The following is a 23,434-nucleotide window of genomic DNA, read 5'->3' on the forward strand; positions in this document are numbered from 1 at the left end:
TCACCGGGCGGCGACCCGCATCTCGGAGATGCTCGTCCACGGGCCGCCGTTGGCCTCCGACAGCGCTCGCAAGCGCACGTAACGCGCCGTGCGCGCCGTGAAGCAGGCGTTCTGTTCGCCGATCACATTCGGCCACGTGCCGGCCGCTGCGGGAGTGCCCCAATTGGTGCCGTCGGTGGACGTGTAAACCTCGTAGCGGGCGATCCGGCCGTTGACGTGGTCCTGGCGGGGGCGCTGGTAGACGCAGCTGACCGTCATGTTCCGGCCCAGGTCGAGCTGGATCTCGTGCGGGTGCGGCGGGTCCGGGTTGCCGGAGTACGCCGTGTGCCAGTACGTCGCGAGGTTGTTGTCCAGGACGTTGGTGCCGCGGGCGTTCGTGCTGGTGGTCTCCTGACTGTCGACGGATCGGACCGTCGTGGCGATGCGCGGCAGCCTCGGGTAGACCGTCACGTTGAGCTCGGCGATCGACGTCCAGGCCCGGCTGTTGACCTCGGAGAGCGCGCGCAGCCGGATGTACCGGGCGCTCTTCGGCGCGATGACCGCGGTCTGCTCGTCCGCATTGTTCGCGAACGTGCCGGTGGTGACGGCGCTGCCCCAGGTGGTGCCGTCGAGCGAGAGGTAGACCTCGTAGCGGCCGATCCGTCCGTTGGCCACGTCGGCGCGGCCGCGATAGACCAGGCCGGTCACGTCGTAGATGCCGCGCAGATCGAGATCGATCTCGTGCGGATGCGGCGGGTCCGGATTGCCGGAGTACGCCGTGTGCCAGAACGTGGCGGCGTTGCCGTCGAGCACGTTGCCGGACGGCTCGGTGGCCTCCTGCGAGTCGACCCGGCGCACGGTGATCTGCGACTGGGCGAGCCTCTGGCGTACGAAGGTCGCGGTGTATGTGGTGTTCGCCGCGGGCGCGATGATCGTGTGGGTCTGGCCGCCGCCGTCCGACCAGGCGGCGAAGACCTGTCCGACGCCGCCGGAGGTCTGCGGGGTGACGCCGCTGACCGTGTTCGCCGAGCCCTGGATGACCGTCCGGGTGAACGGCGTCGTCTGCGTGGCGCCACCGAAGGCGACCTGGGTACCCGGAGGGTTGCCGGCAAAGGTCAGATTGACCGTACGCGGATCGAGGCGCCGCGTCGTCGTGGACGACAGCCCGCCCGCGTCGGTGGCGGTGAGCACGAGTTCCAGATAGGACGGGTACTCGTGGTCGGGCGCCGGGAACGAGGCGCCGGTCACGCCGTTCCACTCCTGGGCGGTGTGGATGTGGCAGTTGTCGGCCGTGTAGCAGTGATATTGCAGCAGCTTCCAGCGCAGCGCCGACGCGGGCAGTGTCCCCTGGTTCGGATCGGTGGCGCCGCCGCTGAACGTCATGGTCTGCCCGACGGCGAACGTGGTGCCCGCCGCCGGCGTGGCGATCGACGCGACCGGTGGGCTGTTGCCGGCCTGGATCTGCACGGTCTGGGTGTCGGCCGCGTCCAGGGTGTCGACGACGCGCAGCCGTGCGGTGAACGGCCCGCCGCTCGACGGATAGGTGTACGTGGCCGTGGCGTTCCGCGAGTCCACGGTCCCGTCGTCGGTGAAGTCCCACTCGTACTTCAGCAGGCCGGCGTCGGCCTCGTCCGGGTCGCTCGACGCCCGGGCGTCGAAGTTCACGGTGAGCGGCGCCTCCCCGGTGGTCGGCGCGGCTTCGAGGATCGCGGTCGGCGGCTGGTTGCCCGCGAAGTATCGGATCCGTTTGACCGTGCCGCCCGCGTCGGCGTAGTAGAGCTCGCCGCCCGGCCCGATCGCCAGGTCGACCGGGTTGGACGCGGCGGAGACGAAGGTGAGCCGGTTGCCGGCGTCCGGCGCGCCGCCCTCGGCCGACGGCAGCATGGCCCAGATGCAGTCCCGGGTGTAATCGGCGAAGAAGAGCGCGCCCCGATACTGCGCCGGGTAATCGCCGCCGGCCGCCGGGTAGAACGCCATCCCGGAGATGCTGGACCCACCGGTCGGGCAGGCCTCGCCGGACACCACCTGACCGGAATGCTGGTACGCGTAATGCGGCGCCGTCTGCCCGCCCGCGGTGTACAGGCTCTCGCAGAGGTCGAGGTTGGCGCCGTCGTACCCACCTTGGCGGACCGTGCCCTCGAAGCAGGGCCAGCCCAGGTTGCGGACCGTCGCGACGTCCGGCAGCCGGTTGACCTCCTCCCAGGTGTTCCAGCCGACGTCGCCGACCCAGAGCTCGCTGGTGCCGGGGCGCAGGGCGAAGCGGTACGGGTTACGCATTCCGTACGCGACGATCCGCTGCGTGTTCGGGTCGGCCGAGGCGATGGCGGGGTTGCCGGGCGCGGCCGCACCGGTCGCCGGGTCGAGGCGCAGGATCGCGCCGTCCAGCCCGGACGGGTCGGCGCTGGTCCGCACATCCTGCGAGCGCAGCGCCCCGCCCTGTGCGGTCGGCGCGGTCATCGTGCCGCCCGGCGGGTCGGCGCACGGGTTGATCGGGCTGCCGAGCTGGCCGTAATCGACCACGTTGTAACTGGCACCGTCGCCGGCGCTGAGGTAGAGCATGCCGTCCGGGCCGAAGTGCAGGTCACCGATGGAGTGCGACGGGTACTGCTGGCACCAGTCGTGCAGCAGCACCGTCTCGGCGCCGGACATCACGTTGCCGCTGGCCTGCAGCCGGGACAGCCGGGCGGTGACGATGCAGCGGCCGCCGTTGGCCCCGCCGACCGCTGAGCAGTTGTCGTTCCAGACCGGCGCGGTCTGCCCGGGCGGGGCGTCATAGGTGTAGAGCACGTACACGTACGGCACCGTCGGGAAATCCGGGTGCAGGGCGAGGCCGAGCATGCCCCGGTCGTTCTGGCTGTGCACGTTGACGCTCAGGTCGGCGAAGATCGTCGGCGTGGTGTCGGCGATCGAGTCGAAGACCTTGATCCGGCCGGCTTTCTCGGCCACGAAGATCCGCCCGTCCGGGGCGAACTCGATGTTCATCGGAAGGTCGAGCCCGGACAGAACGGTCTGCTCCCGGAACCCGGCGGGCAGCACGGCGGCTTGCGCCGGTACGCCCCCGACCACCCCTAACAGGGTGGTGACCAGCAAAAACACGACCAATGTGGAAATAGCACGCCGACCGGCCACTGCCGTCCTCCCCCGAGGCTGGTTGCCGAAGTCGGATGACAACATGGCCGGCAGGCGATCAGTTGATTTCAATTGTGTTTCTTGCGCATGACGCCAATTCGGCACTTTCCCATGTGGAAAGTGACTGCTACTTTCCTTGCAGGAAAGTACATGCCTGAGGAGGAAGTCATGAGCATCCCGCCCGTCGACGCCGAGCTCGCCCTCGCCGAGATCCAGTCCCGCCGCGCCCAGGTGGTCGACACGAACCTGGTGCCCCGCTGGTTCTGGTTCAGCATCGCCGCGCTGATGGTCGCCTTCGTCGCCGCCGTCGAGTCCGGCGTGACCTGGGTCGTCGCCACCGGCACGATCGTCTACGTGCTCGGCCTCAGCGCTCTGATCATCGCGATGGTCCGGCGCGGTCAGGTCCAGGTCCGCCCGGAGCTGATCGGTGTGCGCGGCGGCGTGTCGATCGCCGCCTTCACCCTCGCGCTCACCGCCATCGGCATCGGGCTCGGGTTCGCCCTGGACGCGCTCGGTGTGCCGTTCCCGGCCACTCTCGGGTGCGTGCCGGTCGCGCTCGGCCTCGCCTTCGGCGGCCCGGCCCTGATGTCCCACCTGCGCCGGATCATGCTGGCCCGCCCGCTGGCCGGAAACTGATGGGCACTTTCGACGAACTTATTCACGCTCCCACCCGACTGTCCTTGGTGAGCCTGCTGGCAGCGACCGACTGGGCCGACTTCCGGTTCCTGCGCGACAGCGCGGGCCTATCCGACTCGGCACTGTCCAAGCAGCTCACGACCCTGGAGGAGGCCGGTTATGTGGAGATCCGCAAGAGCTTCGTGGGCAAGCGTCCGCGCACCTCGGCGAGGCTCACGCCGCAGGGCCACGAGGCCTTCGCCGGGCACGTCGCGGCGCTGCAGGAGATCGTCGCGCGGGCCGGTCTGGCGGTGCTCCCCCAGCCGTGATCGCCGTCTTCCGCCCACCCCTCTGGCTGCGCGTGGTCCAGCTCATCCTGTTCGGCGGCCTGGCCCTCGCCCTCACCGGCGGAGGCCTCGAGGAGGGCGGCTGGGTTCTGCCCCTCGCCCTGACGGGCTCGGTCCTCACCCTGGCGTGCGGCGCGCGCTTGTGGGTCATCCGCATTATTTTGTACGCGGATCGCCTGCTCCTGATCAACCTGTTCCGCACCGTCGTGCTGCCGTGGGGTGAGGTCGCCAAGGCGGGCCACGACGAGCAGGGGCTGTGGGTCCGCGACCGGGATTACCACGAGTACCGCCCGACCGCACTCCAGGTGACCAGCGAGGCGTTCGCGTTCGTCCAGCGGGCCACCCTTGCGGACGCGCGAGCGGCCGCCGCCCGCATCAACAGGATCCGGAAGAAGCGCTCTTGACAGGGGTGCTCACATTGGCGGCATGAGAGCACGCCTCGCACTGATCGCCGGCACGGTCGTCCTGGCCGTCGCGCTGCCGGCCCCGGCCCTCGCGGCCCCGGCGTTCCCGTCCGCCGACGGGTCATGTGTCGATGAGGCCGGCGTGCTCGGCGGGCTCTGCGATCAGATCACCGTGATCCTGCGCGAGGACGCGGCGGCCACCTCCGACGAGATCGCGGTCGCGGTGGTGCCGACGACCGGCGACGCCTCCATCGAGACGTGGAGCACCGGGCTCTTCAACGACTGGGGTGTCGGCAGGGCCGGCGCGGACAACGGGGTGCTGCTCGTCGTCGCGGTCGACGACCGTCGGGTACGCCTGGAGACCGGCCGTGGCATGGCCCAGCGCCTGGACGACGCCACCGCCGGCCGGATCGTCGACACGGTGATCACGCCCCGGTTCACGGCCGACGACTACGCGGCCGGCGTCCTCGACGGGCTGGACGAGGTGCGGCGCACCCTCGGCCACACGGTGGAGCCGGGCAACGCACTGGCCGAGCTGTCCACGACCGACGCCGACTCCGGATCTGAGTCCTGGTCGGTCTTCGGTGAGGAGGAGAGCGACCTCCTCGGCACCGACGCCGACTTCGAGGCCGCGGAGTCCGAGAGCCCGAGCATCGCGCCGGTGGTCCTGTTCGCCCTGGTCGCATTCGGCTTCCTCGGCCTGATCGGCTGGGCCACCGGCCGCGGCCGACGCGGGTCAGGCTCGGACTCGGGCTCGTCGCACGCCTACCACACCGGCGTGGCGACCGGCGTCTACCAGAGCTACGACTCATCGTCATCGTCGTCGAGCAGCAGCTCCAGTTCCAGCTTCGGCGGCGGATCATCGGACGGCGGGGGCTCCTCCGGAAGCTGGTGACCTGAATGGTCGCCTTGCACGTTGCGCGGCCCCGGCGTCCACGGTCGTGACAGCGTTTCCGGCCTCCGGACTTTCCCACCTCCAGATGCCTGACTGGCATCCAGCTACGTGGCGGGCCTCCAAATACGTGGCTGGCCTCCAAATGTGTGGCTGGCGAGACAGGCCGCGTGCTGGGAACGAGCTGCGGGCATGTTGCGGGCTGGAAACGTACTGGGGCGCAGCCAGATCAGGTCGCGGGACCGAACGGCCGGCCGACCGTGACAAGGGCACACGCAGGAGCCCGGTAGCGGTGATCAGGACTCACCGAATGCGTATGTGAGCCCCCATCTCGGCCCTGGCATGGATGAAATCGCACCGTGTCGTTAGATGCGACCGCATCCACGCTGACCGCGCGTTACGTGCGCCTTCGTCCACGCGGCAAGTGCCATTGAGCAAGACCTCGCCCCAAACCGGACCAAACAGCCCGAGACCAACCAACCCGGGACCGACCAGCGCGCCCGGGGAGCGCTTGCAGGGCGGTGAGCGCACGCATAACGCCAGCGCAGGGGCGGTGAGCGCACGCTCAACGCCGCCCCAGACATGCCGGACCCGGGCTCCGATGACGTGAAAGGCGGCACCCCAACCGGGGCGCCGCCTTTTCTTCACGCGTGAGATCTGACTCTCGAGATCTCACTCCCGAGACCTCACCCCCCGAAACCTCACGCCTCGACCGGCTCCACCTTCGTGCTCCGCCGCGCCGCCCAGATCACCAGCGCCGCGCAGATCGCGGTCAGCACCAGCGTCGCCGTGGTCACCGCGTTCTCGAAATCGTGGGCCGCCGTCACACTGCCGCCGACGCTGGTCAGCGATCCCGCGATCGCCGCCGCCACGATGGTCCCGGTCACCGCCATGCCGATGCTGCCGGCGACCTCCTGGCTGGTGTCGCTGAGAGCCGCCCCGGTAGACGTCTGGTCCTCCGGCAAGCCCCGCATCACCGTCACCCCGGCGATCGTGGCGACCACCCGCATGCCGGCCGCGGTCAGGGCCAGCGCGATCGCGATGAACACGTAGTCGTACCGTCCCAGCAGGGCGTAAACGAGCAGGCCGGCCACGACCGAGGCCGCGCCGAGCGCGCCGGCGCGCTGGGTGCCGAGCTTGTCGGCGATCTTCTCGACGAACGGGCCGATCGCGATCAGGACGACCACCTGCGGGAGGTTGCCGAGCGCGGCCTGCGCCGGCGACCAGCCCCAGACGAGCTGCAGCTGGAGCGAGACGCTGTACGCGATGGCGGCCATGCCCAGGCCCATCGCTGCCTCGTACGCCAGGCTCGCCGACACGGCCGGCCGCTTGATCAGGGCGAAGTCGAAGATCGGGTGGGTGGTACGCCGCTCCCGGACCACGAAGGCGACAGCGCTGGCGATGGCACCGGCGGCGGACAGCCACGGCGCGGCGTGACCCCAGCCGTCCTCGACGGCGAGGGTGGCGGTCCAGAGGGTGAGCAGCAGTGTCGTGGTGCCGAGCATCGCGCCGAACAGGTCGAGCGGGGTGGTGTTGCGCTGCGCCGGGTTGTCGGCCGGGATGCCGCGGCGGATGCAGAAGAACGCGAGCACCGCGATCGGCACGTTCATCACCAGCAGCGTCTGCCAGGGCAGGACCTGCAGGACCAGGCCGCCGACGGTCGGCCCGATCGCCATGCCGACGAGGCCGACCGTGGCGATGAAGGACGTCGCCCGCATCAGCAGGTTCTCCTGGTCGAACAACCGGAAGCAGAGGGCCATCGTGCCGGGCGCGGTCATCGCGGCGGTGATGCCGATGGCGGCGCGGACGGCGATCAGCTCGCCGGGCGTACGAACGAAAAGCACGGCGAGACTGGCGACGGCGAAGAGGCTGAGCCCGATCAGCATCATCCGCCGGGTGCCGTATCGGTCGGCGATCGCGCCGAAGGCGATCATCAGGCCTCCGAACAGCAGGGAGTACCCGGAGGTGATCCACTGCAGGTCGGAGGCGGTGGCGTGCAGTTCGCGGGCGATGGTCGGCAGCGCGACGCTGAGCACGGAGTTGTCGAGCATCTCCACGAGGAAGACGACGGACAGCCCCAGGATGGCGGGCCAGACGGCCCACAGCGACGTGGCGGGCGCTTTCTCGCGCCCCTCCAGAACAGCAGCACTCATGATCAAGCTCCTCCCGGACACGACCGTCCGGTGGACTTACCGGGCGAATCACTGGAACGCTGTTCCATGACACCTATCTTGGAACGCCGTTCCAGACATGTCAAGATGGGTTCATGGCCACCAGGACGCGGAACACCGATCGGCGCGACGACGCGCTATCCAAGGAACGCATCGTCGAAGCCGCCGTCGCGATGCTGGACGAGGCGGGCGAGAGCGGCCTGACGTTCCGGGCGCTCAGCGCGCGGCTGCAGACCGGGCCCGGCGCGATCTACTGGCACGTGGCGAACAAGGACGAGCTCCTGGCCGCCGCCACGAACGCGGCCCTGACCAGCGGCATGACGGCGGAAGCCGCGGCCGGCCCGCCGAAGGACGTCATCCGCGCGATCGCGCTCATCATGTTCGACGCGATCGACGAGCACCCGTGGCTCGGCGAGCAGCTCTCCCGCGGCCCGTGGCAGGGGGTGACGCTGCAGATCTGCGAGCGCATCGGGCAGCAGATCCAGGCGATGGGCGTACCGGCCGGGCTTCAGTTCACCTCGGCGTCCGCGCTGATGATCTACATCCTGGGTGCGGCGCGGCAGAACGCCGCGAACGCCCGCATGCACCCGCCGGGCACCGACCGGGCCGAGGTCCTGGAGACCCACGCGGCGGCGTGGCGTGGCCTGGACCCGGAGCAGTTCCCGTTCCTGCACGACATCGCCGGCCAGCTGCGTGACCACGACGACCGCGCCCAGTTCCTGGACGGCGTCAACCTGATCCTGGCCGGGGTCGGCGACCTCTAAAAGGCTTTGTGCATCACGTGCAGGCCGACCGGCCCGTGCACCGGGTGCTCGAACGCGCCCGGGATCGTCCCGACGATCGCGAACCCGAACGACAGCCAGAGCTTGACCGCGGGATTCGTCTCGACCACGGCGTTGAAGACCATCGCCTTGTAGCCGTCCTTCGGCGCCTCGGTGAGGACATGCTCGGCCAGCCGCCGCCCGATCCCCCGCCCGCCGGACGCCGGGTCGACCATGAACCCCGCGTTCGCGACCTTCGCCGCCGGGCCGCCGTAGTTCGGCTTCACATACGCCGACGCGACGATGCGACCGTCGTCCTCGACGACGAAAACCCGGGCCGCCGGACTCATCCAGAGCGCGCGGGCGCCGGCTTGCGTCGTTTCCCGATCCCAGGTGTACGTCTCACCGGCCGCCACGATCGTGTGCCAGAACGGCCAGATCTGGTCCCAGTCGGCCGCCACCGCGTCTCTGATCTTCATGATCACCAAGGCTAGCCGGTCAGACCGCCATGTCGAAAAGGTCACCGCTACGCAGCATCTCGCGCGGGTCGACGCCCTTCGCCTGGAGCCGGCTGACCAGCTCCGAAGCGCTCACACCCCGGACGTCGGCCGGATCGGACCCGAGAGCCTTGCTGAGCCGCTCGGTCCTGGCCGCCTCCTGAGCGGCCTCTTCCTTCGCAGCCTCTTCCTTCGCGGCGCGCTGGGCCTCCGCCACGGCCTTCTGGCTCTCCGCGACCGCCTTCTCGTCCTCGGTGATGGTCTTCGTGTCCGCCTTCGCGGCCTTGTCTGCGGCCAGCTGCTGCTGCGCCTTGAGGAGGTCGGTGCGGGCGTCGGCGTACGCGGTGCTGATCGAGGTCATGGTGTTTCTCCTGGTCGAAGCGGTTGTTGTTGCTTACGCCCGGTCCAGTCGGTCGCGCAGGGACGGGCTTTCGGCTTCGACAGCTGATCCACAGGAACACAAAGGTTCCTGCTAGCTCCGGTCCTTCTCGAATGCCGCGCGGCTGGCCTCGATGTGCGGCACGTGCTCCAGCGCCCACCCCGCCAGGGCGAGTGCCGGCGCGATGAGACTCCGGCCCACAGCGGTCAGTGCGTACTCCACCCTCGGCGGGACCTCGGCGTACACCGTGCGCGACACCAGGCCGTCGCGCTCCAGATGGCGCAGGGTCAGGGTGAGCATCCGCTGGGAGATGCCCGGGATCTGATGATGCAGGTCGGTGAACCGGACCGTGCCCTGCTCCAGCGTCGCCACGATCAGCAGCGTCCATTTGTTGCAGATCTGGTCGAGGATCGCGCGGATCGTCCGGCCGCCGTCCCCGCGGATCATGCACGTGTGTTCGTACTCCACCCGGCAACTCCCTGTGCCTGAGGCACACGCGTGTGCCTTTTGTAAGGCTCACAATAGTGCCTCATGATGGGGCAACTTACTTCTGGTAACTGTCCTAGGAGAGCCCCATGTTGTACTGGATTCTCGCTGGCTTGCTCGCCGTCTTCTACCTGTACGCAGGCGGCAAGAAGGTCACTCAGAGCAAGGACCAGCTCGCGCCGATGATGGGCTGGGTGGACACCGTCCCGATGCCGGCCGTCCGCCTCATCGGCGCCCTCGAGATCCTCGGCGCCCTCGGCCTGATCCTGCCGCCGCTGACCGGCATCGCCGCCTGGCTCGCGGTCGCCGCGGCGATCGGGCTCGCGATCGTCCAGATCGGCGGCATCGCGGTCCACGTCTCCCGCGGCGAGACCAAGGTCATCGGCCTCAACATCGCCCTGCTGGCCCTCGCGGTCGTGCTGATCTTCATCGCGCCCTGAGCCGGGCCTTCAGGTCGCCGGTCAGCAGGTCCCACACCCGCACGGTGCCGTCCTCGGAACCGCTGACCACCTGAGTGCCGTCGATCGCGACCGAGGTGATCCGCCCGGTGTGGCCGGTCAGGCGTAACCCCGCCTCGTTTTCCCCGATCCGCAACGTTCCGTCCTCGCCGCCGGTCACGACGATGAGTCGTCCTTCGTGCACGGTCGCGGCCACCGCCGTGAGCTGCCCGTCGTGGCCGGCCCGCCGGAACATCAGCTCCCCGGCTGCCATGTCCCACACCCGCAGCTCGCCGTCCCGGCCCGCGCCGGAGATCACCACCATCCGCCCGTCGACGCGCGCGACCGCCACCGGTGGCCACGTCACACTGCCGCCGGCGCCGCCGCCTGCCATCGGCGTACCGATGACGTTGCCCTCGGCGAGGTCCCACGCCCGCAGCGCGATCTCGTCGACGTCGTACTCCCCCGTCGCCTCGTCGTAGGGATGGTCCTCGGTGACCGCATAGATCACGTCGTCCACCTGCGCGAAGGCCCGAGCTCCTGCCCACTCGTCCAACGGACCGGCGGCAAGCTCGCCGGTCGCAAGATCCCATGCCCGGGTACGCCCATCGCCGTGCAGACAGACCGCGATGGTCCGTTCCTGCCAGTCCGCGGCGGCCAGCACCGTGGCCGGATATCTCGTGTCGATCGGATCACCCGCCGGGGCACCGGTGGCGAGGTCCCAGGTCCGCAGCGAGCGGTCCCCGGCGGTCACGGCCACGGTGCGTCCGTCGAGCTCGGTGGTGGCGATCGCGCGTACCCAAGAGGTGTGGCCGTTGATCTTCTCCCCCGCCGGAGTGAGGGTGGTCAGATCCCAGCGGCGCAGCGTGCCGTCGCCGTCACCGCTGATCACGAACGGACGCCCGCCGGCGTGACCGACAGCGACCGTGGTGATCGAGACGGTCTCGTCGGCCCAGGGCGTGCCGATCGGCGCGCCGTCGGGAAGGTCATGGGTACGCACCGACTCGTCGAGCCCGTGGGTGACCAGAACCGGACGGCCGTGCAGCACGGTGGCGGCCAGGGCGTCCACCTCGTCGAGCGAGGTCGACGGGAGAACAGCCTTGCGCCCGTCGGTGGTGACGATGACGATCGTGCCGTCGATCTCGGCGGCGGCGATCGAGGCGATGAGGTCGCCGGGCCGGTCGATCGGCGCGCCGGCCTCCTCACCCGAGGTCAGGTCGGACTGGTGGATCACCCCGTCGACGTCGGCGCTGACCACGATCGAGTCCCCGGCCAGCGCGAGAGCGCTGATCTGAGCCCGGTGCACGGCCAGCGGGCCGCCCACCTCCGCGCCGGTGGCAATGTCCCAGCGGCGCAGTTCGGTACCGGCCCCGCCGATCAGAGTCGGACGCCCCGCCAGCACCCCGGCGGTGATCACCTCAGGCGCGGTCCCGGCGAACGTGACATCCACGCCGTCGCCGGAGGCCAGGTCGAACACGTGCAGCCGCCCGTTCGCCACGCAGATCGCGATCGGTCGCCCGTCGAGCTCAGCCGCGGCCACCGCGCTGATCCCGGCGAGCCCGGTCGGAATGGTGCCCGCCGACACACCGGCCACCAGGTCGATGACTTCCAGCGCCGGACCCCGCACGATGATCGCGTGCGGCCCGCCGGCCTCAAGCACTGTCAGGCAAGACATGGCCGTCACTCTAAGCCGCCAGATCCGGTCGGGACGAGAGCGGATTGTCGATCTTGTGCCCCGCGTGTGCACGCTCCCATCCGTCCACAATGCCATGCCGGCCCCCAAACACCCTGCTCAGCCCAGCCCGGACGAGCACCCACCCAGCAGCACCGCTGTCCGGATACCGACGCCAACCCGCGCATCCCCGGCGAGCCCCGCTCGACCTTGAGGGCGGCGCAACGGGATCGGGCCGAAGTCGTGAGTTTCCGCCGCCCCACCGACCACAAACTCACAAGGTCCCGCAGAACGGCACCGCCCTGCCGGCTCACCCGGATACCGACGCCAACCGGCGACGCCGACCCGCGCATCCCCGGCGACGCCGACCCGGGCATCCCCAGCAACGTCGGACCCCGCATCCCGGCTCGCGCTTGTGCTCGCTCCCTCGGCCACCGCGCGACCGTAAGCACGAGCCGGCAACGCACCAAAGCCACGCCACGCACCGATGCCGCCGAACCCCGCCCGACCGTGAGGGCGGCGAGGCGGAAGCGGGCCGAAGTCGTGAGTTTCCGCCGCCCCACCGACCACAAACTCACAAGATCCCGGAGAACGGCCCGCCGACACCGCCCTGCCGGCTCACCGCGTGTTCGGGTGCGGCAGCTCCCGGTGCCGACGTTTGCGGTGCCGCGGGATGCCGGGGGTGCCGCGGGTTGCAGGGGGTGCCGCGGGTTGCAGGGGGTGCCGCGGGTTGCAGGGGGTGCCGGGGGGGGGCGAGCCGTAGCTCAGCCATGTCATGGGGCAGCGATAACGTGACTGGACGACGGCTCGCTCCCCTCGGCCGTCGCTCAGGCGCCTTATGAGGGTCCGATTGCATGGCTGAGCTACGGCTCGGCTCGCTCACCGGCCCGGCTCGCTCGTCGGCCCGGCACAGCGGCACAGAGCAACGGCCCGGCACAGCAGCACAGAGCAACGGCCCCGGCACAGCAGCACAGAACAACGGCCCGGTGGCACGGACCGGACCTGAGGGCGACCCGGTCGTGGTCGCGGTCGGTGATCCGGGCCTCGGCGGGACCCCACCAGCGACCGGTACGGGAATAGAAATCCGTCACCCAGTCCACGGGCCGAACCTACTCCGGCAGGTAACCGGCCGCCTTCCGCGCGCAGTCCTGGACCGCCGATTCGGCGTCGGCGCCGATGCTCTCCAACGCCACCAGGGCGGTGAAGACGACGTCGGCCAGCTCGCCGATCACCTGTTCGCGGGTGTGGGTGACGCCTTTGCGGGGGTTCTGGCCGAGCATGCCGATCCAGGCCTGGGCGGCCTCGCCCGACTCCTCGGTCAGTTTCAGGATCCGCAGGGTCTGTTCGAGTTCGGACGTGCCGTTGCGGTCGTCGAGGTGGGCGCGCCAGCGTTTGGCCTCGGTCCAGATGTCCATCCGGTGATTGTGGCCGGTCAGCACTCGATCACGTTGACGGCCAGGCCACCCCGGGCGGTCTCCTTGTACTTCACCTTCATGTCGGCGCCGGTCTCCTTCATCGTCTTGATGACCTTGTCGAGGGAGACGTGGTGCCGGCCGTCGCCGCGCAGCGCCATCCGGGCCGCCGTGACCGCCTTCACCGCGCCCATCCCGTTGCGCTCGATGCACGGGATCTGCACGAGGCCGCCGACCGGGTCGCAGGTCAGGCCCAGGTTGTGTTCCATGCCGATCTCGGCGGCGTTCTCCACCTGCTCCGGTGTGCCGCCGAGCACCTCGGCCAGCCCGGCCGCCGCCATCGCGCACGCCGACCCGACCTCGCCCTGGCAGCCCACCTCGGCGCCGGAGATCGAGGCGTTCTCCTTGAAGAGCAGCCCGATCGCGCCGGCCGCGAGCAGGAACCGGACGATTCCGGCGTCCGACGCGCCCGGCACGAAGTCCAGGTAATAGCGCAGCACGGCCGGGATGATGCCCGCGGCGCCGTTGGTGGGCGCGGTCACCACGCGGCCTCCGGCCGCATTCTGCTCATTCACTGCCATGGCGTACGCGGTGAGCCACTCCATCGAGAGTGTGGCGGGGTCTCCGGCCGCCCGCAGCTGCCGGGCTGTCGACGCTGCCCGGCGTCGCACCTTCAGCCCGCCGGGCAGCACACCTTCGGCATCCAGGCCGGCGTCGATGCAGGCCGACATGACCGACCAGATGTGCAGCAGGCCGTCGTTCACCGAGGCCGCCGGGCGCCGCACGGACTCGTTGTCCAGCATCAGGCGGGAGATCGACAGGCCGGTCGACCGGGTCAGTGCGAGCAGCTGGTCGCCCGTGGAGAACGGATGCGGCAGGTCCGGTGCGGAACCCCGTACCGAAGAGAAGAGGTCTCCCACCACGAAGCCGCCGCCGACCGAGAAGTATCGCTTGGTGAGCAGCTCGGCGCCATCGGCGCCGAGCGCGGTGAAGACCATGCCGTTGGGGTGTTCGGGCAGCGAGCGACGCCGGTGCAGGACCATCTCCACGGCCGCCTCGGCGCCATGCGGCAGCGTGAGGAGGCCGTCGGAGGACGGGTTCAGCGTGACGTCGACCGTCTCCGGTTCGAACCCTTGCAGACCGAGCAGCACCGCCTTCGGCGTGCCGTGGCCGTGACCGGTCGCGCCCAGTGAGCCGAACAGCTCGGCGCGCACCGTCGTGACCCCGTCCACCGAGGCGAGACGACCGGCGAACAGGTGGGCCGCGCGCATCGGGCCGACCGTGTGGGAGCTGGACGGACCGATACCGATCGAGAAGAGGTCGAACACGGAGACGGCCACGATCAGGACTCCGGCGAGATCAGCGCGGCATAGCCCGCGGCGTCGAGAACCTCGGGGGTACGGGTGACCCGCACCCGGTAGAGCCATCCGGCGCCGTAGGGATCAGTGTTGATCAGCCCGGGGTCGGCGGCGAGCGCGCTGTTGATTTCCACGATCTCTCCATCGGCCGGCGCATAGACCTCGCTGACCGATTTTGTCGACTCGATCTCGCCGCACGTCTGGCCGGCCGTGGTGATCGTGCCGGCCTCGGGAAGATCGACGAAGACGACGTCGCCGAGCGCGTCCGCGGCGAACGCGGTGATGCCGACGGTGGCGATCTCGTCGTCGGTGAGCCACTCGTGGTCGCGGCTGTAACGAAGGTTGAGGGGGATCAAAGGGAGGCTCCTGGCTTGACTGAGGTCGGGGCCTCCCTCGCTCTGTCATGGTGCCTGAGAGGTTCACCGCTGCGTGAAGGCAGCGGCTTGCACCGTCGGCGCGGGTCTCGCTCCCGGCTTTCCAGAGTCGCCTGACCGCAGCGGTACGGGGGCCTGAGAGATTCTGAGGGAGAAGTTGCTCCTTCGGCGCCTCTCCACGATCAAGAGGGCTCTCCCGCTGCGGGTGAAACGGCTTCTTCAATTGTGGCTGCAAGCTATCCGGGCCGCCATGATCGCGTCAAGCGCTCAACGACCGGTTCGGCCGTGCGGCCGGCGACGCCGTCCTCGTCGAGACGGTGTCCACGAGCGCCGGGAAGGGCGATTACCGGATCGCCGGCTGAGCAATCGGCAGGGTCAGGGTGAAGATGCTTCCGCCGGTCGGCCCCGGCTCGTACCCGGCCGTGCCGTTGTTCGCCTCGGCAAGGCCCTTCACGATGTAGAGGCCCAGGCCGTTGCCCTTGATCGACGGGCTCATGCCGGCCGCTCGTACGTACCGGTCGAACAGGTGCGGCCGCAGGTCCTCGGCGATGCCCTCGCCCTCGTCGCACACCCCGATCACCACGGTGCCGCCACGCCGTTCGACAGTGACGGCGGTGACCCCGCCGCCGTACTTGGCCGCGTTGGTGCAGTAGTTGGTGACGATCTGCTGCAGGTGGCTCGGATGCACCAGCACGGTCGTGCCGGTCTCGCAGGTCACCGATGGGCTGATCTCCAGTCCGGCCAGGATCTCGCCGAGCGCCGGGCCGATCTCCACCGGCTCCGGGGTCGCGTTCATCTGCCCGGCGTCCAGGGTGCACATGGTGAGGATCTCGGCGCAGAGGATCTCCAGGCGGCGCGCCGACCGGGCGATCACCTCGACCGCCTTGCGGTGCGGTGGCTTCACGTCGTCGAGGTCGCCCTGCAGCAGCTCGGCGTACGCGGTGATGGTGTTCAGCGGGGTGCCGATCTCGTGCGAGAGCATCCCCATCAGGTCGAGTTTCAGCGCGTTCGCGGCGGCCAGCTGGTTGTTGCTGTCCTGCAGCTCGTCGTTGCTCTCGGCGAGCTGCGCCGCGGCGGCGTCCCGGTCGCGTTCGGCGGCGAGCCGGGCCGTCACGTCCTGCAGCACCGCGATGAAGCTGACCGGCTGGCCGTCGCTGTCCCGGACCAGGGACATGCCCATCGCCGCGTCCACGATGTGCCCGCCGGCGTGCAGCATCCGCAAGTGCCGGTCCAGCGGCAGGTCCTGGGTGAAGAGCCGGGCTGCCGCCCGGTGGTTGTCGGCCCGCTCGTCCGGGTGGGTGATGTCGTCCAGCGTCATCGACTCCAGCAGCGCCACCGATCGGCCCAGCATCCCGGCCAGAGCCGGGTTGACCTGCTGGAAGGCGCCGTCCAGGGCGATCGTGGCCTGTCCCACGGTGGCGAGCGAGAACTGGGTGCGCAACCGTTTCTCGCTGTCCGCCATCCGCCGCTCGGCGACCTTGCGCGCGGTGACGTCGATGTTCACCTCGAGGATCGCGATCGGATGGTCGGCGTGGTCGCGCTGCACGGCCTGGTGCGACAGCACGGTGATCCGGGTGCCGTCGCTGCGCAGGTGGTCCAGCTCGCCGTGCCATTCACCGGTCTCGGACAGCGCCGTGTCGACCAGGGTCCGCAGGACCGGGAAGCGGGTGTCGAGCAGCCGGTGGGTCGGGCATCCGAGGGCGGCGTCGGCGTCCCATCCGTACGTGGCCTGGGCGCCCCGGTTCCAGTAGGTGATCCGGTCCTCCAGGTCCTTGACGATGACCGCGGTCGGCGCGAGGTCGAGCAGCTCGGCCTGCTGGCGCAGCTGCTCCTGGTCGTGCTGGCGCTCGGTGACGTCGCTGCACACGCCGTCGATGAAGAAGATCCCGCCCTCGTTGCGGGGCACCGCACGGGTCCACACCCAGCGGGTCACCCCGTCGGCGCCGATCACCCGGTTGGTCACCTGGGCGGCCTGGCCGTTCAGCATCTCCTGGCCGAAGCTCTCGAACAGGGCCCGGTCCTCCGGATGCACCATCCCGGTGGTCACCTCGGAGAGGTCGTCGCCACTGGGTACCAGCCCGCCGAAGACGCCGGCGCTGTCGTGGCTGGCGTAGACCATCACCGCCTGGCCGGGTGCGTCCACGCGTACCGTCCAGAGGAAGTCGTCCAGGTTCGCGATGACCCGGTCGAACTCGCGGCGGGCCCTCGACAGTTCGAGTTCCAGCTCCTCGGCGCGGCGGCGGTGCACGTACTGGCCGATGTGCGCGGCGACCGTGTCCAGGGCGGCCATCAGCTCGGGGTCGGGTTCGGTGCGGCGGCGTTCGAAGGCGGTGAGCACCCCGACCACGTCGGTGCCGTTGCGGACCGGCACCGCCACCGCCGTGTTCAGGCTGGCACGCTCGGCGGCGGCGGCCCGGGGCGAGTCGATGGTGGGCAGGTCCCGGACCCAGCGGGCGGACGCCGTGGCCCACACCTGGCCGACGATCCCCTCGCCGTGGGCGTACTCGGTGATCTCCTCCATCGGGGCGGTCACCTCGCGGTCGCGGGCGGCCACGGCGAGGCGTACCAAATGGGTCTCGTCGTCGTCCAGCTGCCAGTACTCGATGTAGGGCCAGCCGAGTCCGTCCGCGACGGCGGCCACGACCTGGGAGATGGCCTGCTCGACGCTCTCCGAGGTGGCCAGGGCACCGGAGACGGCGTACTCCAGCGTGCGCAGCATCTCGCTGCGGCGCACGCTGGTCAGATCCCGGACGAACATGTACGCGGCCATGCCACCGGGCCGGTCCAGGGCGGTCAGCGACAGCTCGATCGGGAACTGGCGGCCACCGCGCTGCAGACCCAGGAACTCCACCCGGCGACCGGCCGGGTCGACCTCGGTCTCGAACGACGCCGCTATCATCCAGTCGGCGTGGTCGCGCCGGTGCTGCGGCGCGATGATCAGCTCGTTCAAGCAGCGGCCCAGCGCCTCCGGCACGCTCCAGCCGAACATCTCCTCGGCGGCCCGGTTCCAGCCGGTGATCCGGCCGCCCAGATCGGTGGCGACGAACGCGTCCAGGGTGCTACCGAGGATCTGCTGGATCAGCTCGGCGGACTCGGCCACCTCGTGCGCGGCGACCTGCGCGGCGATCTCGGCGGCCGCGGCGGCGGCCAGGTCCTCCATGACCGCGACGTCCGCGTCGCTCCACGGCCGCGCCTCACGGTCGACCGCACAGAGCGTGCCCAGGACGAACCCGTCCGGCGAGCGCAACGGCACACCCAGGTACGCGATCGCGTTGTACTCGGTGATCGCCGGATTACCGCGCAGCAGCGGGTGCTCCCGGGCGTCCGGCACAACCAGGGGCGCGCCGGCCTCCACCACGTACTGGCAGTACGAGTGCGACAGCGGCGTCTCGCGGAACATCGGGCTGGCCGACGGACCGGCCTGGCTCACGAAACACTGGCGTTCCTCCTGCACCAGCGTCACCAGGGTGGCGCTGCCGCCGACCAGGCGCTGCGCGAGACCGGTGATCCGGTCCAGCACCGGCGACTCACGGTCGACCAGGCCGGTCGCTTTGACAGCGGCCAGCCGAGCAGGGTCCAGAACCGCCCCCGGTACGAGGCTGGGCTGGACAGACACGCCACTCATCGCCTGACCGATCGGCAACCGTCCGGCAATCCTGAGGCGTCAACCATCCCGCGGGGATGAGGCAGGCACGGCAACCGGCTCGGACGATCAGGTTAGCCGGATCCGCAGTGGGGCAAGGCGAAGTGAAACCCCTCAGGAGGACCTGATGACGATGTACGACAGTTCGATCGATGCCCAGCACAACATCGCCGGCACCGGCGACCCGGCCGAGATCGCGGCGAACGCCGAAGCCGCCGGCGCCGAGCTGGGCGTGCCGCCCCAGCGCCGCCGTCTACCGGTCATCCTGGTCACGGCGGCGATCGCGGCCGCGACGGCGGGAGCCGTGTACGGCGTGGCCAAGGCCGTCGAGGCACGCCGCAGCCGCAGCTGGTGGGAGGACCTGATCAGCCGGTTCTGAGTTCGCCACCACAGCGGGACGGACGGGGGCTCAGAGCCCCCGCACCGTCGTCAGCTCGGCAAGACCGGACACGGTGAGCAGTGGCGCCAGCAGCGGGCCGGTCACCACCTCGATCCGGTCGGCGTGCTGGAACAGCGTGGCCAGGCCTGAGCTGTCCAGGTACTCGACCGCGGTCAGGTCCACCAGCAGCGCGGCCGCGGCCGCCCCGGCGACCGCGACACGCAGCGCCGACGCGAAGGCGTCGGCATTGCTCATGTCGATCTCACCGGCCGCGGCGAGAACCGGAACGCCATCGGGTCGCTGCCCGCTGGTCAGCGTGAGCGCGGTGGTCATGGCACGATCCTCGCCTGCATGTCGATGGTGGTGCCGGCGATGCCGGTGGTGACAGTCACGTGGTGCATGAACGCCTTCATCAGCATGAGGCCACGACCACGGTACGGGTTCTCGGCAGGCCGTGGTGTCAGCCACCGCCCGTTGTCGACGACCGTGAGCCGCAGGTCCTCCGCCGTCGCTATGGCCCGCAACTGGATCTTGCCGGCCGTGTCCCGATGCCCGTGCTCGATCGCGTTGGCGCAGGCCTCCCCCGCCGCGACCAGCACGTTCTGAATCGTGACCGGGTCGATCGCGCAGCGTTCCAGCCAGCCGCGCAGCGCGGTACGCACCGGGGCGAGCCGGGCCGCCTCGGCCGGGAACTCCAGCTCCAGCGGGCCGGGCTGACGGTAGAGCAGCAGAGCGACGTCGTCGTCGTAACCACCGTCCGGGGCGAGCCGGTCCATCACCTCGGTGGCGAGCTCGTCGATCGGGGTGCTGCGGCCGAGCCGCACCGCGTCGGTGGCCGCGTCGATGCCCTCGGTCAGCGGCTGCCGGCGCCGCTCGACGAGACCGTCGGTGTAGAGCAGCAGCGTGGTCCGCGGTTCCATCCGGTACTCGGCCTCGTCGCGGTCCATCGTCGGCCGGATCGCCAGCGGCCGTGAGCGTCCCTGGTCGAGCAGCTCGATGGCACCGTCGGCCTGCGCGGCGATCGGTGGTGGATGACCGGCGCTGGAGTAGACCAGGCGGCCGGTCGCCGGGTCGAGGACACCGCAGAACACGGTGGCGCAGGTGGCGCCGGGCAGCAGCGCCGCGAACCGGTCGAGCGCCATCAGGGTCCGGGCCGGGCCGGTGTCCTGCAGCAGCAGGGCCCGGCAGGCGCTGCGGAGCTGGCCCATCACGGTCGCGGCGGGCAGCCCGTGCCCGACGCAGTCGCCGACGACGATGCCGATCCGGCCGTCCGGCAGGGTGACAGTGTCGTACCAGTCACCGCCGACCTTGAGCGGCCGGGTCGCCGGCTCGTAACGCACCGCGAAACCGGCCGGCAGCTGCGCCGGGCCGAGGATCGCGCGTTGCAGGGCGAGCGCTGTCTCCCGCTGCTGGTCGATCTGGTGCACCCGGCGCAGCGCCTGGCCGAGATGGCCGGCGAGCAGGGCGAGCAGGGTCTTGTCCTGCTCGGTGAAGGGCCGCCGGTCACCGAGCTCCAGCCAGACGACCATGGTCCCGTCCGGGTGGCCGAACGCGATGCCGGCGCCGGCGTCACGTTCGCTGACCGGCGTGAGCGGCGGGCCGCCCACCAGGCCGGTGATCGTGTCCCGGCGACGCTGCGGCAGACCGTCCCAGGTCAGCGAGGCGTCGGTGGCGTCGAACACCGGGACCGGTGAGCCGTCGAAGACGGTCGCTGACGCGTACGTGGCGTGCCAGAGACCGCGCAGCTCGGCGAGGGCGCCACCGAGCGCGCCCGGCAGGTCCTCGGCCTCGGACAGCCGCAGGCTGAGCGAGGCGACAGCGCTCTCCCGCTGGATCGCGTAATGCTCGTCGGTGACGTCCCGGAACGTGCCGACGATCACCCGGCGGCCGGTCTCCGGGTCATGGACCCCGGTGAACGTGGCGGCTGCCCACAGCCGGTGCCCGTCGCGGTGGTTGACCGGGATCGTGTAGGTGCCGTGCTGGTCGTGGGTCAGCGACTCCAGCGCGGCGGCCACCTCGGCGAACGCGTCGGCGTCGGTCTCCGCGTCCGGCCACCACGGTGGCACGCCGCGATAGGGCAGCCCTTCCGGCCCGTACCCCAGTATGTCGGTGAAAGCCGCGTTGATCTCGATGACCGCGCCCTCTTCGTCGCAGACGAAGAAGGCCTCCTGCAACGACTCGACCAGCGCGGTACGCCACCGGGCGTGATGGTTGCGCATCCGGGCCAGCTCGACGTTGGCGCGGACCCGGGCCAGCAGCTCGGCCGCCGAGAACGGCTTGAACAGGTAGTCGTCGGCACCGGCCTCGAGGCCTTCGATCGCCGCTTCCTGGCCGGCCCGCGCGGAGAGCAGCAGCACCGGGACCCCGGCGGTCCGGCCGTCCTCGCGCAGCGCCGCCACCAGTTCCAGACCGTCCATCTCGGGCATCATCACGTCGCTGACCACCAGGTCCGGCGGATCGGCGCGGGCCGCGCCGAGGGCCTGCCGGCCGTCGCCGACCGCGGTGACCCGGTGCCCGGCCGAGCGCAGCAGCCGGGTCAGATAGTCCCGCATGTCCGCGTTGTCGTCGGCGACCAGCACCCGGGCGGCGGAACCGGGAACCGGCACGGCCGTCTCGATCGGGTAGTCCGGCGCGGACGGCAGCCAGCGCAGCGCCTCCTGCACGAACGGGTCGGCGGTGGCCGAGACGGCAGCGGCGTCGGCGGCGGGCACCACCGCGTCGGCGGGCAGGTGCGCCGCGCCGAACGGCAGGATGATCGTGAAAACGGTCCCCTGCCCGGCGGTGCTCTCCGCGCCGACCGTGCCGCCGTGCAGCAGCACCAGCTCCTTCACCAGCGCGAGCCCGATGCCGCTGCCCTCGTTGGAGCGCGACCGGGTGTTCTCGATGCGGTGGAATCGCTCGAAGAGCCGGGGCATCTCCTCCGGCGCGACACCGGCGCCGGTGTCAGCGACCGTGACGACCGCCCGGCCGTCCTCGGCACGCACCGCGACCCGGATGCCGCCGTCGAAGGTGAACTTCAGGGCGTTGCTGAGCAGGTTGAGGACGACCTTCTCCCACATGCCCCGGTCGATGTAGACCTCGGCGGGCAGCGTGGGGCAGTCCACGTCGAAGGTGAGCCCGGCGCGCTCGACGGCGGAGCGGAAGACGCTGGCCAGATCGGCGGTGGTGGCGGCCAGGTCGACGGGTTCGTACCGGGCCTGCATCCGGCCGGCTTCCAGGCGGGAGAAGTCGAGCAGCGCGTTGACCAGCTTGCCGAGGCGCAGCGCGTTGCGGTGCATGACGTCGAGGTCCTCGCGCATGTCCTCGCCGGCCCGGCTCCGCAGCTCGTCGAGCGGTCCTATGATCAGCGTGAGAGGCGTACGGAACTCGTGGCTGATGTTGGAGAAGAAGGTGGTCTTCGCCCGGTCCAGCTCGGCCAGCTCCTCGGCCCGCTGCTGCTGCGCCTGGTAGTTGCGGGCGCTGGCGACCCCGGCCGCGACGTGACCGGCGGTCAGCTCGATGAAGCCGCGGTACTCCTCGTCGAGGGCGCGATAGCGGTTCAGCGCGGCCACCAGGAACCCGTACGCCGCACCGCCCTGGCGCAGCAGCGGCACCAGCAGGGCCTCGGCGGGCGGGTCGGCCCAATCACCGGTGGGCAGGCCGACGCCGGCGCTGGGCAGCTCGACCAGCGCGGACTCGTGGCGGGCCGGCCCGGACACCGGCCACGGGCCGTCCGCGGACGCGATCTCCGGCGCGGCCGGGTGCCCGGCCGGGATGCCGGTCGACGACGCGAGCCGGGCCCGCCCGTCCTCGGCGAACAGGTAGGTGAGGGTGAAGGGCAGATCCTTCAGGTTCTTGCCGAGCTGCTGCGCGGTGAACGCCAGCATCTCCTGCTCGGTGCGCACCACGCTCGGGTCCGAGCCGAGGTCGCGCAGCGTGCCCATCCGGCGCTCGCCGATGACGCGCTTGGTGTCCTCGCTGACCACGCAGAGCATCCCGACCAGGGCGCCCTCGTCGTCGCGCAGCGGGCTGTAGGAGAACGTGTGGTACGTCTCCTCGGTGTACCCGGAGCGCTCCAGGAAGAGCAGCAGGCCCTCGTCCCAGGTGGCCTCGCCGGTGCTGAGCACGTTCTCGATCCGGGGTCCGATGTCACCCCAGATCTCCTTCCACACTTCATTGGCCGACCGGCCGAGCGCCCACGGGTACTTGCGTCCCAGGGTGTCGCGCCGGTATGCCGCGTTGCAGAAGAAGGTCAGTTCCGGACCCCAGGTCATCCACATCGGGAACCGTGATGCCAGCAGGATGCTCACCGCGGTGCGCAGACTCTGCGGCCACTGCTCGGGTTGCCCGAGCGGCGTCTGTGTCCAGTCCACCGCCGCCAGGTCACGGCCGACATCACCACCCGCGGCGAAGACGTCCGCCGCAGCCGTACCGCTCATCTGCCCACGTTCTCCCGCGTCGTGCCCATCAACCGGCCCGCAGACAACGTAGCCGACGCGCCGCGATCCGGCTCGCGCACG

At 70.5% G+C, this 23,434-nt stretch carries 19 protein-coding genes and 2 riboswitches; of the genes, 7 read left to right on the forward strand and 12 right to left on the reverse strand.

Annotated features, from left to right (window positions below; genetic code table 11):
- Positions 1 to 3,075, reverse strand: coding sequence for a discoidin domain-containing protein (locus B0I29_RS23420; protein WP_245972712.1), 3,075 nt, complete (start codon positions 3,073 to 3,075; stop codon positions 1 to 3).
- Positions 3,076 to 3,276: 201 nt separating this feature from the next.
- Between B0I29_RS23420 and B0I29_RS23425 the strand changes: the two genes are divergently transcribed.
- Genes B0I29_RS23425 through B0I29_RS23440 form a run of 4 tightly spaced genes read left to right on the forward strand, consistent with a single transcriptional unit; the run spans position 3,277 to position 5,369 of the window.
- A complete protein-coding gene (locus tag B0I29_RS23425) occupies positions 3,277 to 3,744 on the forward strand; it encodes a hypothetical protein (RefSeq protein ID WP_245972696.1) in 468 nt (155 codons plus the stop codon).
- 47 nt (positions 3,745 to 3,791) lie between these two features.
- Complete coding sequence (locus tag B0I29_RS23430; RefSeq protein ID WP_311733617.1) at positions 3,792 to 4,052, forward strand: winged helix-turn-helix domain-containing protein; 261 nt, start codon at positions 3,792 to 3,794, stop codon at positions 4,050 to 4,052.
- Positions 4,049 to 4,474 (forward strand): hypothetical protein, encoded by a 426-nt coding sequence (locus B0I29_RS23435; RefSeq protein ID WP_111651197.1) that lies wholly within the window; start codon positions 4,049 to 4,051, stop codon positions 4,472 to 4,474. Before B0I29_RS23430 ends, B0I29_RS23435 begins: the two co-directional genes overlap by 4 nt.
- A gap of 22 nt (positions 4,475 to 4,496) precedes the next feature.
- Positions 4,497 to 5,369 (forward strand): TPM domain-containing protein, encoded by an 873-nt coding sequence (locus B0I29_RS23440; protein ID WP_111651198.1) that lies wholly within the window; start codon positions 4,497 to 4,499, stop codon positions 5,367 to 5,369.
- A 698-nt stretch (positions 5,370 to 6,067) separates the two neighbouring features.
- Here B0I29_RS23440 and B0I29_RS23445 read toward each other — a convergent pair.
- Complete coding sequence (locus tag B0I29_RS23445) at positions 6,068 to 7,519, reverse strand: MFS transporter (RefSeq protein ID WP_111651199.1); 1,452 nt, start codon at positions 7,517 to 7,519, stop codon at positions 6,068 to 6,070.
- A 113-nt stretch (positions 7,520 to 7,632) separates the two neighbouring features.
- On the opposite strand from B0I29_RS23445, the gene B0I29_RS23450 reads away from it, so the two are divergent.
- Positions 7,633 to 8,301 carry a TetR/AcrR family transcriptional regulator gene (locus B0I29_RS23450; RefSeq protein WP_111651200.1) on the forward strand — a complete coding sequence of 223 codons (669 nt, stop codon included), beginning with the start codon at positions 7,633 to 7,635 and terminating at the stop codon, positions 8,299 to 8,301.
- Here the strand turns inward: B0I29_RS23450 and B0I29_RS23455 are convergent.
- From B0I29_RS23455 to B0I29_RS23465, 3 genes are all read right to left on the reverse strand, one after another.
- On the reverse strand, positions 8,298 to 8,777 hold the full coding sequence (locus B0I29_RS23455) for a GNAT family N-acetyltransferase (protein WP_111651327.1): 480 nt from the start codon (positions 8,775 to 8,777) through the stop codon (positions 8,298 to 8,300). The genes B0I29_RS23450 and B0I29_RS23455 overlap by 4 nt on opposite strands.
- 19 nt (positions 8,778 to 8,796) lie before the next feature.
- Positions 8,797 to 9,156 carry a hypothetical protein gene (locus B0I29_RS23460; protein WP_111651201.1) on the reverse strand — a complete coding sequence of 120 codons (360 nt, stop codon included), beginning with the start codon at positions 9,154 to 9,156 and terminating at the stop codon, positions 8,797 to 8,799.
- Positions 9,157 to 9,267: 111 nt separating this feature from the next.
- Positions 9,268 to 9,642 (reverse strand): winged helix-turn-helix transcriptional regulator, encoded by a 375-nt coding sequence (locus B0I29_RS23465; RefSeq protein ID WP_281270909.1) that lies wholly within the window; start codon positions 9,640 to 9,642, stop codon positions 9,268 to 9,270.
- 107 nt (positions 9,643 to 9,749) lie between these two features.
- Here B0I29_RS23465 and B0I29_RS23470 point away from each other — a divergent pair, with 107 nt between their 5' ends.
- Positions 9,750 to 10,100, forward strand: a complete 351-nt coding sequence (locus B0I29_RS23470) for a DoxX family protein (protein ID WP_111651203.1) — start codon at positions 9,750 to 9,752, stop codon at positions 10,098 to 10,100.
- On the opposite strand, the gene B0I29_RS23475 is transcribed toward B0I29_RS23470, so the two are convergent.
- The 5 genes from B0I29_RS23475 to B0I29_RS23500 all read right to left on the reverse strand — a co-directional run bounded on the left by B0I29_RS23475 (position 10,087) and on the right by B0I29_RS23500 (position 18,529).
- Positions 10,087 to 11,772, reverse strand: a complete 1,686-nt coding sequence (locus B0I29_RS23475; RefSeq protein ID WP_181557947.1) for a WD40 repeat domain-containing protein — start codon at positions 11,770 to 11,772, stop codon at positions 10,087 to 10,089. The two genes, B0I29_RS23470 and B0I29_RS23475, sit on opposite strands and share 14 nt — an antisense overlap.
- Positions 11,773 to 12,878: 1,106 nt before the next feature.
- Positions 12,879 to 13,184 carry a MazG-like family protein gene (locus B0I29_RS23485; RefSeq protein ID WP_111651328.1) on the reverse strand — a complete coding sequence of 102 codons (306 nt, stop codon included), beginning with the start codon at positions 13,182 to 13,184 and terminating at the stop codon, positions 12,879 to 12,881.
- Between the two features lie 17 nt (positions 13,185 to 13,201).
- The gene (locus B0I29_RS23490; protein WP_111651205.1) at positions 13,202 to 14,521 is read right to left on the reverse strand and encodes an L-serine ammonia-lyase; all 1,320 of its coding nucleotides are present in this window, start codon (positions 14,519 to 14,521) and stop codon (positions 13,202 to 13,204) included.
- A 2-nt stretch (positions 14,522 to 14,523) separates the two neighbouring features.
- Positions 14,524 to 14,895 (reverse strand): glycine cleavage system protein GcvH, encoded by a 372-nt coding sequence (gcvH, locus tag B0I29_RS23495; RefSeq protein ID WP_111651206.1) that lies wholly within the window; start codon positions 14,893 to 14,895, stop codon positions 14,524 to 14,526.
- 40 nt (positions 14,896 to 14,935) lie between these two features.
- A riboswitch (glycine riboswitch) is annotated at positions 14,936 to 15,022 on the reverse strand.
- Between the two features lie 4 nt (positions 15,023 to 15,026).
- A riboswitch (glycine riboswitch) is annotated at positions 15,027 to 15,122 on the reverse strand.
- 134 nt (positions 15,123 to 15,256) lie between these two features.
- Positions 15,257 to 18,529, reverse strand: coding sequence for a PAS domain S-box protein (locus B0I29_RS23500; RefSeq protein WP_181557948.1), 3,273 nt, complete (start codon positions 18,527 to 18,529; stop codon positions 15,257 to 15,259).
- A gap of 154 nt (positions 18,530 to 18,683) precedes the next feature.
- Between B0I29_RS23500 and B0I29_RS23505 the strand changes: the two genes are divergently transcribed.
- Positions 18,684 to 18,935 (forward strand): hypothetical protein, encoded by a 252-nt coding sequence (locus B0I29_RS23505; protein ID WP_146616873.1) that lies wholly within the window; start codon positions 18,684 to 18,686, stop codon positions 18,933 to 18,935.
- Positions 18,936 to 18,965: 30 nt separating this feature from the next.
- Here B0I29_RS23505 and B0I29_RS23510 read toward each other — a convergent pair whose 3' ends face one another.
- Together B0I29_RS23510 and B0I29_RS23515 are read right to left on the reverse strand one after the other, a co-directional pair.
- Positions 18,966 to 19,268 carry an STAS domain-containing protein gene (locus tag B0I29_RS23510; protein ID WP_111651209.1) on the reverse strand — a complete coding sequence of 101 codons (303 nt, stop codon included), beginning with the start codon at positions 19,266 to 19,268 and terminating at the stop codon, positions 18,966 to 18,968.
- Positions 19,265 to 23,353 carry a SpoIIE family protein phosphatase gene (locus B0I29_RS23515; protein ID WP_111651210.1) on the reverse strand — a complete coding sequence of 1,363 codons (4,089 nt, stop codon included), beginning with the start codon at positions 23,351 to 23,353 and terminating at the stop codon, positions 19,265 to 19,267. Before B0I29_RS23515 ends, B0I29_RS23510 begins: the two co-directional genes overlap by 4 nt.
- Positions 23,354 to 23,434 lie beyond the last annotated feature (81 nt).

It is taken from the genome of Actinoplanes lutulentus, from assembly GCF_003259845.1.
Lineage (GTDB): Bacteria > Actinomycetota > Actinomycetes > Mycobacteriales > Micromonosporaceae > Actinoplanes > Actinoplanes lutulentus.